Origin of the sequence: Enterococcus sp. MMGLQ5-1 (assembly GCF_013155265.1) — a bacterium.
Taxonomy (GTDB): domain Bacteria; phylum Bacillota; class Bacilli; order Lactobacillales; family Streptococcaceae; genus MMGLQ5-1.
In genome coordinates, this window is the sequence record NZ_JABJXU010000002.1 from 25,288 (window position 1) to 37,385 (window position 12,098).

The window sequence follows — 12,098 nt, forward strand, 5'->3', positions numbered from 1 at the left end:
TAATGATTATCAGTCGCAACTATATTATTGGAGGTTTATTTTGAAGAAAAAATTATTTGTGGTGAGTACTATGGTGCTTTCATTGTTTATAGCCGGTTGTAGTCAAAATGACAGTGCTTCTAAGACGGATACTAGTACGAGTGAGTCAAGCGCGGTAGCTAAAGAAGGGACAGTTAAATATTTAGGAACTGAATATACTGTTAAATATCCAACAGACAAAATTGTAACTGCAAGCTTTGAAGCAATGGAGGATGCTGCGGCACTTGATGTGCAGCCAATTGGTGCGGTAACAATTTCTGGTGAAATGCCAAGCTATTTAAAAGATAAGCTAGGGGATAAGGTAACAAACGTTGGCGATAAATTTGGACCGGATGTAGAGTCTGTAACTGCATTATCGCCAGATGTGATTTTAGGCAGTACGAAATTTGATGATGAGGTGACCAATAATCTAAATAAAATTGCACCGACCATTAATGTTTCTCATAAATCGGCTGATTGGGCTGACAATTTGAAATTATTAGGCACGCTATCAGGCAAATCAGCTGAAGCGGAGAAGTTAGTTTCAGATTATAATGATGATTTATCGACTTTTAAAGAAGCAAACAGTAGTATTTCTGATCAGAAAATCCTAATGATCAGGATTAGAGAGGGCGAGCTGTGTATTTATGGTCCCGACTTTTATTATAACCCAATGCTTTATAATGATTTAGGCTTTGCTATACCAACTGAAGTATCAAGCATAACTTCACAAACAACAATTTCAACAGAGCAGGTAGCAAAAATAGATGCTGATATTATTTTAGTCCAATTTATTGATTCAGAAAATGAAGGCTTTACAACTGCTTTAGATGATTTGAAGGCAAATCCAATTTGGAAAAGTGTACCTGCAGTTGCCAATAATAAAGTTTATTATAATATTGTAGACGGTGGTTATCAGGGTGGTACTTATTTAAGTAAGGAAGTAATGCTTAAAGCAATAAAGGATGATGTGATTGATTAGAGAGGAAATTAAGCAATGAAAACTAGGTCGTTTATATGGATACTAATAATTTGCGTACTAATTGCTTTGTTTAGTTTTCTTGCCTTGACCTTTGAAATGAATAATGCATTCTCTATATTAAAAACTGCAATATTTAATTATGATATGTCAAACCAGGAGCACGTGATCATTTTGTCTCGAGTTGCGCGCGTTTTGGTTGCAATTTTAGTTGGTGCTGCGCTTTCTTTAAGTGGCTTTATCATGCAGTTACAGTACCAAAATGATTTGGCAGATCCATCATTAATGGGTGTTAGTGATGGTTCAGCCCTAGTTATTGTTGTCAGTATGATTTTCATGCCTCAGTCCACCATGATTGAGCGCATGATTTTTTCAGTTTTGGGTTCTTTTTTTGCTTATCTGCTTATCACTGCATTTTACCGTCTTGCCTTTATCAATCAATCTAAGCTTTCATTTCCACTAATTGGTATCGTGATTAGTATGCTGCTTAATAGTATTACAACTTTTTTAGTGAGCTATTTTAATATAGCCCAATCAGTTAGCGCTTGGTACAATAGCAGGCTTTATCGAGTTTCTCTTTCAGATGTTATTTATTTTTTACCGATACTTTTAATCCTAATTTTATTAGTATTGATTTTCAGAAGACAGATGGATGTTTATGCTTATGGTGAGGCACTTACAGTTGCATTAGGAATGAATCGAAAACGCTGGTATCGTTTTTTTAGCCTAATTGTTGTTATCCTAACAGGAGTCAGTGTCGCAATCGTTGGTCGTATTGCATTTGTGGGCTTGATTGTGCCACATATGGTTAAATTAGTAATTGGTAAGCGTTATTCCAAAGCTGTCTTCTTTGTGCCATTGGTTGGTGCTTTAATTGTTCTGATCAGTGATTATTTATCAAGGTATGTTAATTATCCTTTTGAAACACCTGTTGGTGTCGTGATTGCCTTAATGGGTGTACCAATCTTTTTATTTTTAATAAGGAGAGGAGCAGGGAGTCAATAATGTCTAAATTTTTTTCTAAGCTGCTAGTGCTCCTAATCCTATTATTAGCGATTTATTTTTCGTTAACTTCTGGCAGCTACGATATTTCCGAGAAGGAATTATTTGATTTGTTATTTTATAATACTGGTAGTGAGCAAGCAAAATTAATAATTTGGGAATTTAGAATACCTAGATTAATTTTGGCAGCATCGGTTGGTGGTGCTTTATCGGTTGCAGGGTATATTTTACAGGCGATGACTCGAAATCCAATTGCAGATTCGGGTTTGTTAGGTGTTAATTCAGGTGCGGCCTTTGGTAGTGTTTTTTATTATTTTTTAGTTGGTAGCTATTTTTCTGATGCGACGTCAGCCCAAAGTATCTCTTTAGTATTATTCGGTTTAATTGGTGCAATAATAGCGTTAATGCTTAATTTCTTTTTGTCGCTGAATCGTTTTGGGGTCAGCATGCCAAGATTTATTTTGAATGGTATTGGGATTAGTACGGGCTTTGCTGCCCTGACGACCTATTTTTCTTTAAAAATTAATGCGGATGACTACTCAAGGGTGAATAACTGGTTGGAGGGTTCTATTAGTCAAGCGAACTGGCAGCTGGTTGGGCAGCTATTACCATGGATTCTGGTCACTTTGCCCTTGGTATTTATATTTAGTAAGCAATTAGAATTGTTAAGATATTCTGATGAGCAGCTGCAAAACATTGGTTTTTCAAGTGGTCGCTGGCGCATTGCTTTTATCTTTGTAGCGTCCATCTTAATTTGTGCGAGTGTAGTTGTTGCAGGTAATGTCACGTTTGTCGGCTTATTAGTACCACATCTAACTATGAAATTGGTCAAACGCCAATCTAAATGGTTGCTGCCATTTATTTTTATTAACGGTATGAGTCTTGTTATTTTTTGTGATACCTTTGTCAAAAATGCTTTTGCACCAAATGAATTACCTTTAAATGCTATGATGGGATTATTAGGTATTCCATATTTAATTTTAGTATTTTTCAATCAAAACAAGAAACGAAAGCGAGCAGATTAAGATAATGAAATTAATTAATAAAAAAGTTGATAATTATTATTTAGATATATATTATCCAGAGTCCATTAAAGCTGATAAAAAACTGCCAGTCTTATATGTTTTGGATGGCGATGCCTTTACGCAAACTATCGCTGAAGCCGTTAAGCTGCAAACGCGAAATTCTCCAAAAACCGGCGTTCAGCCAATGATTATTGTTGGTATCTGTTATCGTGATCAATCCCCATTTAGTCGTGATCGTCGTTTTATTGATTATACGCCAGCCCAAAAAAAGGTAGCTGATCCTCAAGATATTCGTAGTCAGCTGCCTGCTGGTGGTGGTATTGAGCTCTTTCTTAAGGTCGTAAAGCTAATTCATCAGTTGATTTCGGATGAATTTTCAATTGACTCACGAAAAGTAGGCTTTTATGGTCATTCATTAGGCGGCTTATGTGTTTTGGAATGCCTATTGAGAAAAGAAATGTCTTTTTTAACAGATTATTTAGCGGTCAGTCCGTCACTTTGGTGGGATCAAGAGGCATATTTTGAGAAGCTAAACCAGATTAATGGTAATATACTAAGAAATCGACGGGTGATGATTAGTGTTGGTTCAAGGGAAGGTGATATGGTGCCACTCGCAAAAAGGGCAGCTTCTTGGTTTCAGGCTAATCAATTTGCTGAAAAAGTGTCATTTTATTTGGCAGAAGATGAAAATCACATGTCTGTCGTTTTTACGACGATTAGTCGGTATTTGCGCTGGTTTAGTTCAAATGAAAGGAAATAATAATGGCAAAGAAAGTACTATCAGCTAGTGGCTTAAAGCTTAGCTATCAGCAAAAGTCAATTATTGAAAATTTAGATATTGCTTTTATTGAAAAGAAAATAACTGTTATTATTGGACCAAATGGCTGTGGAAAATCGACCTTATTAAAGGGATTAGGTCGAATTTTGGCACATGATTCTGGGGAAATATTTTTAAATCAACGAAATTTAGCAGAGCTTTCTACCAAGGAGATTGCACAGCAGCTGGCCTTCTTGCCACAAGGCGCCACCTCACCAGAGGATGTGACAGTCCATGACGTTGTTTCGATTGGCAGATATCCTTACCAAGGTATTTTACAAAAGAAAACGAATCAGGATGAACAGATTATTGATGAAGTATTAAGAGAAACTGGCTTATTAGCACTAGCGGATGAAAATGTTCAATATTTATCCGGTGGTCAAAAGCAACGTGTATGGATTGCGATGGCGCTAGCACAAAAAACACCTATTATTTTATTAGATGAACCAACTACATATTTAGATTTGGGTCATCAATTAGAAATATTGAACCTGCTTAAACGTCTAAATAAAGAGAAGGACCTAACAGTTATCATGGTTTTACATGATTTGAATTTAGCAGCACGCTTTTCAGATTGGATGATTGGAATGAAAAATGGTGCCATTTGTTATCAAGGTACAGCTAGGGAAGTTATGACAGAGCTGGTATTGAAAGATCTGTTCAATATAAATGCTTATCTAGGGGTTGATCCTGTTGATGGCAGTCCAATCTGTTTAAGGTTTGAGTGAATTCTTTTAATACAACTGATGAGATGATAATAGGACTTAGAATGCATAGAATGATTTAGTTTGACATCTGTCATACAAATGCGTATGATATTAAACAGATATTGCTTTTAGAAGAATGGGTATTTTTATAGCTCTGTTTTTAGCGAACTTGGGATAGTGTGAGCCGGGTATTATCTATGAAAATCAGGCACTTTTTAGCAAGTAAGTAAGCTGCTGACAGATTGTCAGAAGTAGGGTGGAACCGCGAGAAATCGTCCCTGCACACATTTTTTTGTGTGCAGGGCCTTTTTGCCATTGCCATGATGGATTATGCTTTAGCGCATAGGCTTACCAATAATGTTTTAAAATAGTAAGCCGTCCAGCATGGCACACTTGAGCGGTCACGCTCACAGTGTTTCCTCTAAAAAGCCCTAATGACCGATTAGTACCGTACAAACTTTGTAGTTCTTGAGCTGGATTAGTGGCATCAACGGAAGGAGCTTCGTTCATCAGAATTATAAGTATTCTCTATTTATTAGCATAGAAGAATAGGAGGTAGTCAGGCTGTTAGAGCTAGACTAAATACCAACGTGAATAACAATTTTCTGATAATTTCGTGGTAGTTTTCAGAAATAAGTGAAAGTAACATTCGGATATTATTTCAAATGTAAATCAAATTTAAAGGATAATAGGAGGCAATTATGGGTCAAGCGTTAACTTTTCAGGATATTATTTTAACTTTACAAAAATTTTGGTCAAAGCAGGGCTGTATGCTCATGCAAGCATATGATGTTGAAAAGGGTGCGGGTACAATGAGTCCGTATACTTTTTTACGTGCAATTGGACCTGAGCCTTGGAATGCCGCTTATGTCGAGCCCTCTCGGCGCCCAGCGGATGGTCGTTATGGCGAAAATCCAAATCGATTGTATCAGCATCACCAATTTCAAGTAGTAATGAAGCCTAGTCCGGATAATATTCAAGAGCTATATTTGGAAAGCTTGTCATTATTAGGCATTGATCCCTTGGCACACGACATTCGTTTTGTTGAGGACAACTGGGAAAATCCTTCAACAGGCTCAGCAGGACTTGGCTGGGAGGTATGGCTGGATGGCATGGAGATTACTCAATTTACTTACTTTCAGCAGGTCGGTGGCTTACCGACTCAACCTGTGACCTCAGAAGTAACCTATGGCCTAGAGCGTCTCGCTAGCTATATTCAAGATGTTGACAATGTTTATGACATTGAATGGGTTGAAGGTGTTAAATATGGTGAAATCTTTAAGCAACCGGAATTCGAGCATTCAAAATATAGCTTTGAAATTAGTAATCAGGATTTATTATTAACGTTATTTGAGGAATTTGAAACTGAAAGCAAGCGGGCGATTTCTGAAGGATTGGTGCACCCAGCCTATGATTATGTCTTGAAATGCTCTCATGTTTTTAATCTGCTTGATGCACGCGGTGCGGTTTCGGTTACTGAGCGTGCTGGTTATATTGCTCGTATCAGAAATTTAGCTAAAACGGTTGCGAAGCAATTTGTAGCGGAACGTAAAAAGCTTGGCTATCCATTATTGGATGAGATGACACGACAAGAATTATTAAAAGCGGAGGGCGAATAGGATGAGTCAGATTTTTTTATTAGAGATTGGTTTAGAGGAAATGCCGGCTTATTTGGTAACAAGTAGTGTTGAACAGCTTGCTGAAAAGACGGCGAAATTCTTAGATGATGTCCGTTTATCCTATGACTCAATCGAAACTTTTTCAACACCAAGACGACTTGCGATTAAAGTTAATCATTTAGCTGATAAGCAAACCGCTGTTTCCAAGCTAGTTAAAGGTCCTGCCAAAAAAATTGCACAGGATGACGCTGGAAATTGGAGCAAGGCAGCCTTAGGATTTATGCGTAGTCAGGGCGCTTCAGAATCAGATTTAATTTTCAAAACATTAAAAGGCATAGACTATCTTTATGTTGAAAAATCAGAGGAAGGTAAACCAGCCGCACAAATATTACCTAAAATAGCAGAGGTTGCAGAACGTTTAACCTTCCCAGTATCAATGCACTGGGCAAATTTTGATTTTAGCTATATTCGTCCAATTCATACGGTAGTAGCACTATTAGACAATGAAATACTGCCATTACAAATTTTTAATATCAAAGCAAATCGCATTAGTCGAGGTCACCGTTTCTTAGGACAAGAGGTGCGTATTCAATCAGCAGATAGCTATCTGGAAGATTTAAAAAGTGTTTTTGTATTGGCTGATGAAAAAGAGCGCAAGGTATTAATTCAATCGCAAATTGCTAAGCTTGCCAAGGCTAATGATTTAGTGATTGAAACTGATTTATCCTTACTAGAAGAGGTTAATAATTTGGTGGAATATCCAACGGCTTTTCTAGGTAGCTTCAATCCGAAATATTTGGCGCTACCAGAAGAGGTTCTAGTAACCTCAATGCGCGGTCATCAGCGGTTTTTCGAGGTGAGACAGCTATCTGGTGAATTAGCACCACATTTTGTTTCTGTACGCAATGGCAATGATACGGCGATAGATAATGTCATTCGTGGTAACGAAAAAGTATTAGTTGCCCGCTTAGAAGACGCTGAATTTTTCTGGCATGAGGATCAGAAGTTAAAAATTGCCGATTTAGTCGAAAAATTAAAAATTGTAACTTTTCATGAAAAAATCGGCTCAACCTATGAGCATATGGTCAAGGCTGGAAAGATTGCCAGCATAATTAGTCAACGTTTAGGGCTTTCAGAGGCAGTAGCTGCTAATATTCAGCGTGCAAGTGAAATCTATAAATTTGATTTAGTTACCAATATGGTTGGTGAATTTGATGAATTGCAAGGCATTATGGGCGAAAAATATGCCTTATTACAGGGTGAAAAACCAGAAGTCGCCCAAGCAATTCGCGAACATTATTTACCTGACGGGGCGGATAGTGATTTACCTCAATCAATAGAGGGCGCAGTCTTAGCAATTAGTGATAAGTTAGAAACCTTGTTATCCTTCTTTACTGCTGATTTGATTCCAAGCGGCTCTAATGATCCCTATGCACTGAGACGGGCTACTGCTGGTGTGGTTCGGATTATTGAGGCATTCGGTTGGCAAATTGATTTGAATCAGCTTACTGTTGAAATTTATCAGGCAATTGAAGGCTATCAAAATCAGCAATCGGTTGCAGAATTTATCAGAGCTAGAATTGAGCGTCAATTATTGGATGAGGGGTATCCACGTCAATTAATTACTGCAGTCTTGGCATCTGAACATAAGTCAATCGAAGCACTTAAAACGGTGATTGAAGCTATTCAAGCAACTCAATCAGCACCAGATTATAAGCTCTATGTTGAAAATTTAAGTCGTGTTTTAAATTTAGTTAAAGAAACAGTCGATAGCTCTGTCAAACCTGAATTATTTGAAAATGAATTTGAATCAGACTTATATGAAAAAGCTGTTCAAATTGCTTCAGAAAACCTAGACTTGAAAGCATTGCTTGCTCGACTATTTGAATTATCACCAGTAATTGAACTATATTTTGATTCAACAATGGTTATGGTTGAGGATAATCAAGTTAAAGCGAATCGCTTAGCAACCTTATCATTGGTTAAAAAGCTAATTTTAAAAGTTGCTGATTTTAGTAAAATTAGTGTTAAATAATTGGCTATTTAGCAGAAGAGTGATCCATAAAGGAGGTAAATAATGGACGACAAAAAAGTGGCACGGATTAATGAGCTTGCTGCTAAAGCGAAGCAAGAGGGGCTAACAGAAGCTGAAAAGGTGGAGCAGAAGGCCTTGAGAACAGAGTATGTCAAATCATTAAAAGCTAATCTGCGTCAGCACATTGAAGGTATTAAAGTGGTTGATGAGGCTGGAAAGGATGTTACACCTGAAAAGCTAAAAGAGATTCAACGCCAAAAAGGAATTCACGGCAGGAAACCAAGTGATAAATAATATTTTAGAGCTGATGAAAATCAGCTCTTTTTTGAATGTTTAAACTTAAAGGTTCAATGTTAAATCGGACTGATTTGACTAAACTGATTAATATGGATGCCAGGAGGATACTGTCCTTTAGTTAGTGGTGCTCAAATTACATAGAGTGCTGAGGTTTTAGAAAAAACTTCTAAATTAAGCTTCTTGCTTTTCAGAAACAATCCCAAGTTCACGTGTTTTAGGACGATATGACTTTTTTTCTGCTCAATATAAATAAAAAATGGGTTGAAATATTTATCGGATCAATTTATTATAAAGCCCATTTCAAAAAAAGACTTTTAAAAGCTTTAAGCTTTTAAAAGTCTTTTTGAGTTTAACGAATTAATTTTTAAATGAATGGATTGGCGCAGGGATATGACCGCCTCGCGCTATAAATAAATCTGATTTTTTGGAATTAACCTTCATCACTGGTGCTGTACCTAGCAGTCCACCAAATTCAATTTGATCGCCGACCTTTGAATCCTTAGTTGGAATAATCCGAACGGCAGTTGTTTTTTGATTAATGACACCGATTGCAGCCTCGTCTGCAATCATGGCAGAAATGGTAGCAGCATTTGTATCACCTGGAATGGCTATCATATCTAGTCCAACTGAGCAGATGGCAGTCATTGCTTCTAGTTTTTCAAGATTTAGTGAGCCATCATTGACAGCAGCAATCATACCTTCATCCTCAGAAACTGGAATAAATGCACCTGATAAACCGCCAACATGGTTACAGGCCATCACACCACCTTTTTTGACAGCGTCATTTAATAGCGCTAAAGCGGCTGTTGTACCATGGGTACCCACCTGCTCTAAGCCCATTTCCTCAAGAATACGAGCAACTGAGTCACCAACTGCTGGGGTTGGTGCTAGTGATAAATCAACAATACCGAATTCAACACCTAAGCGTTTGCTAGCTTGCTCGCCGACGAATTGACCCATCCGTGTAATTTTAAAGGCAGTTTGCTTAACTGTTTCAGCAACGATATCAAAGCTTTTGCCGCGAACCTTTTCTAAGGCTCGTTTGACTACGCCGGGACCAGATACGCCTACGTTAATCACGACATCAGCCTCACCAACACCATGAAAAGCACCAGCCATGAAGGGATTATCCTCAACGGCATTGGCAAAAACGACTAATTTTGCACAGCTCATGTCATCTAGATCAGCTGCTTTTTTAATCACAATGCCCATGTCACGAACAGCGTCCATATTGATACCTGTCTTAGTTGAGCCAACATTAACTGAAGAACAGACAAAATCAGTTTGCGCAAGTGCTTGTGGAATGGAATCAATTAAGATTTTATCCCCTTTTTGATAGCCCTTTTGAGCAAGCGCAGTGAAGCCACCAATAAAGTTTACACCAATTTTTTTGGCCGCGCGATCTAGTGCTAGCGCGAATTTAACGTAGTCTTTTTCATCAGTAGCAGCACCGATAATTGAGATAGGCGTAACGGAAACACGCTTATTGATAATTGGAATTCCAAATTCGTCTTCAATTGCCTTGCCAACAGCCACTAAATTTTTAGCCTTGGTTGTAATTTTTTGGTAGATTTTCTCGCAGGCAAGATCAATATTTGAATCAATACAATCTAAAAGCGAAATCCCCATTGTAATCGTTCGAATGTCGAGGTTTTCTTCCTCAATCATCTTAATTGTTTCTAGTATTTGCGTTGTTTCCAAAGAATCTCACCCCATAGTAATTTGTTAGTTAGTAACACATAATTTCAAAGCACATAATTTATTAATGTATTGATAATCCTACTAGATTATAATTTATGCATTGCATTGAAAATTTCTTCGTTCTGAATATGGATTGAAACACCGAGCTTTTCTCCGAGCTCTTTAAGTGCAACGCTAGCCTCTTTGACACTAATGCCCTCTTTGGCTTCGACCATCATCATCATGGTGAAGTAGTCGTTTAAAATTGTTTGAGTTACATCAATAATATTAATTTCTAATTCAGCTAATTTTGCTGAGACACCGGCAATAATACCGACCTTATCCTTACCAATAACAGTTACGATTGCTTTCACTTAAACACCACTTTCTAATTTTTTCTAACCCATTATACCTTAAAAATAGCAGATTGTAGCTAAACATCAGCTATTATTTGAAAATTTAGATGAATTATTCGGGTTTAATTATTAAGGATTAGCCAATAATAATTTTTTCACTTGGATACTCATAGCCTAGGTCACGAGTTTGCTTAGGTACAAAGAGCATTAAAATGTAGAGTGTACCGACACGACCGATAAACATCAATAACGCAATGGTGATTTTGCCGATAGTGTCTAACTGGTCGGTAATCCCTAATGAAAGTCCTGTGGTTCCAAAGGCACTTGCAACCTCAACGACGATTGAAATCATACTTAAGCTAGGCTGAGTTGCCATTAGAATTAAAACAGCAGCAAAGCAAAAAATCAGCGATAAATTTAGCACGACGACTGATTTTTGAATGTCACTTTGATCAATTCGTCTCCCAAACAGATTAACATTTGTTTCGCCCTTTAAAAAGGCAATTAAATAGAGAAAGACAATGGCAACAGTCGTTGTTCTAATCCCACCACCAACTGAGCTAGGACTGGCGCCGATAAACATTAAGACACTCATAAATAACAAGGTATTTGGTTGAAAATCACTGAGGTGATTAATTTGGAGCCCCGCATTTCGTGTGCTCATTGAATAGAAAAAGGCATTCAGTACCTTTTCGGGCGTACCCATGAATTGGTAAAGATGGTTATTTTCAAAATTATAAATTACAATTCCGCCAACGATAAACAGAACTAAAAAACTGGTGACTGCAATCTTGGTAAAAAGACTGAAGCGATATGGCAATCGTTTTTTTTGAAACTGATAGGAGACAAAATCGGTTGTTTCTAAGAGCACTGGAAAGCCAATGCTGCCAATGAACATCAGCAGCATAATCCATAATAAAAAGCTATTATGCTGGGCAAATGGCAGCAGGGACTCACCAGTGACATCAAATCCAGAGTTTGTGACGGCGGATACGGATTGGAAAATACCCCAAAATAGACTTTCACGTATCGTCGCAAAGTCATTATTTAAATAAAAGTAAGTCCCAAAGGCAAGACCAAAAAAGATTTGTAGCGAGATTAAAATAATTAGTGTTCGCTTGATTAAACGAACCACACCAGATAGTCGTGGTTGATTCATATCAGTCATAATCAACTGTCTTTGGCGGAGTGTAATTTTTCTTTTAGATATAATAAAAAAGAAGGTTGAAATCATCATAATGCCAAAGCCGCCGACTTGAAATAAAACTTCTAATAAGATGACACCGTATTGATTAAAAACAGTATGAATGTCAAAGGTTGATAAACCAGTAACGCTGACAGTAGATATAGCCATAAAAATTAAATCAATTAAGGGCACATCTGAGTTTGGCTGTCTAAAGATTGGTAATGAAAAAAGGAGCAAGGCAATCAAAGTTAGGATGACATAGTAAGTGACAATAATTTGAATTGAACTAAATTTACTAGCAATAAATTTGCGATAGCTTTTTTGGAACAAGCGAAAAAATTTTGTTGAAATAGTCATATTACACCTCATGGATAGCA

At 37.3% G+C, this 12,098-nt stretch carries 11 protein-coding genes; 8 read left to right on the forward strand and 3 right to left on the reverse strand.

The annotated features are described in order from the left end of the window. The first annotated feature begins 40 nt into the window (after positions 1–40). The 8 genes from HOY35_RS03110 (at position 41) to HOY35_RS03145 (ending at position 8,496) form a co-directional block, all read left to right on the forward strand. Entirely contained in the window at positions 41–1,000 is a 960-nt protein-coding gene (locus tag HOY35_RS03110; protein WP_172210941.1) for an iron-siderophore ABC transporter substrate-binding protein, read from the forward strand. Positions 1,001–1,015: 15 nt separating this feature from the next. Then, entirely contained in the window at positions 1,016–2,002 is a 987-nt protein-coding gene (locus HOY35_RS03115) for an iron ABC transporter permease (protein WP_172210939.1), read from the forward strand. Continuing rightward, positions 2,002–3,024 (forward strand): iron ABC transporter permease, encoded by a 1,023-nt coding sequence (locus HOY35_RS03120; protein WP_172210937.1) that lies wholly within the window; start codon positions 2,002–2,004, stop codon positions 3,022–3,024. The genes HOY35_RS03115 and HOY35_RS03120 overlap by 1 nt, the downstream gene beginning before the upstream one ends. A 4-nt stretch (positions 3,025–3,028) precedes the next feature. Next, a complete protein-coding gene (locus tag HOY35_RS03125; protein WP_172210935.1) occupies positions 3,029–3,784 on the forward strand; it encodes an alpha/beta hydrolase in 756 nt (251 codons plus the stop codon). 2 nt (positions 3,785–3,786) lie between these two features. Further along, positions 3,787–4,569, forward strand: a complete 783-nt coding sequence (locus tag HOY35_RS03130; RefSeq protein ID WP_172210933.1) for an ABC transporter ATP-binding protein — start codon at positions 3,787–3,789, stop codon at positions 4,567–4,569. A 680-nt stretch (positions 4,570–5,249) separates the two neighbouring features. Further along, positions 5,250–6,167, forward strand: coding sequence for a glycine--tRNA ligase subunit alpha (glyQ, locus tag HOY35_RS03135; RefSeq protein ID WP_172210931.1), 918 nt, complete (start codon positions 5,250–5,252; stop codon positions 6,165–6,167). Position 6,168: 1 nt separating this feature from the next. Further along, a complete protein-coding gene (glyS, locus tag HOY35_RS03140; protein WP_172210929.1) occupies positions 6,169–8,202 on the forward strand; it encodes a glycine--tRNA ligase subunit beta in 2,034 nt (677 codons plus the stop codon). Positions 8,203–8,244: 42 nt separating this feature from the next. Then, the gene (locus HOY35_RS03145; RefSeq protein WP_172210927.1) at positions 8,245–8,496 is read left to right on the forward strand and encodes a DUF896 family protein; all 252 of its coding nucleotides are present in this window, start codon (positions 8,245–8,247) and stop codon (positions 8,494–8,496) included. A 360-nt stretch (positions 8,497–8,856) separates the two neighbouring features. On the opposite strand, the gene HOY35_RS03150 is transcribed toward HOY35_RS03145, so the two are convergent. The 3 genes from HOY35_RS03150 to HOY35_RS03160 form a co-directional block, all read right to left on the reverse strand. After that, entirely contained in the window at positions 8,857–10,200 is a 1,344-nt protein-coding gene (locus HOY35_RS03150) for a PFL family protein (RefSeq protein ID WP_172210925.1), read from the reverse strand. Between the two features lie 86 nt (positions 10,201–10,286). Continuing rightward, positions 10,287–10,553, reverse strand: coding sequence for an ACT domain-containing protein (locus HOY35_RS03155; protein ID WP_172210924.1), 267 nt, complete (start codon positions 10,551–10,553; stop codon positions 10,287–10,289). Between the two features lie 118 nt (positions 10,554–10,671). Further along, on the reverse strand, positions 10,672–12,090 hold the full coding sequence (locus tag HOY35_RS03160) for a TrkH family potassium uptake protein (RefSeq protein ID WP_172210922.1): 1,419 nt from the start codon (positions 12,088–12,090) through the stop codon (positions 10,672–10,674). Between the last annotated feature and the right edge of the window lie 8 nt (positions 12,091–12,098).

What these genes read in the sequence shown, in the direction of transcription:
- HOY35_RS03115 (WP_172210939.1), top strand. Translation starts at nt 1,016, where the DNA reads ATGAAAACTAGGTCGTTTATATGGATACTAATAATTTGCGTACTAATT.
- HOY35_RS03145 (WP_172210927.1), top strand. Translation starts at nt 8,245, where the DNA reads ATGGACGACAAAAAAGTGGCACGGATTAATGAGCTTGCTGCTAAAGCG.
- HOY35_RS03125 (WP_172210935.1), top strand. Translation starts at nt 3,029, where the DNA reads ATGAAATTAATTAATAAAAAAGTTGATAATTATTATTTAGATATATAT.
- glyS (WP_172210929.1), top strand. Translation starts at nt 6,169, where the DNA reads ATGAGTCAGATTTTTTTATTAGAGATTGGTTTAGAGGAAATGCCGGCT.
- HOY35_RS03130 (WP_172210933.1), top strand. Translation starts at nt 3,787, where the DNA reads ATGGCAAAGAAAGTACTATCAGCTAGTGGCTTAAAGCTTAGCTATCAG.
- HOY35_RS03160 (WP_172210922.1), bottom strand. Translation starts at nt 12,090, where the DNA reads ATGAGGTGTAATATGACTATTTCAACAAAATTTTTTCGCTTGTTCCAA.
- glyQ (WP_172210931.1), top strand. Translation starts at nt 5,250, where the DNA reads ATGGGTCAAGCGTTAACTTTTCAGGATATTATTTTAACTTTACAAAAA.
- HOY35_RS03120 (WP_172210937.1), top strand. Translation starts at nt 2,002, where the DNA reads ATGTCTAAATTTTTTTCTAAGCTGCTAGTGCTCCTAATCCTATTATTA.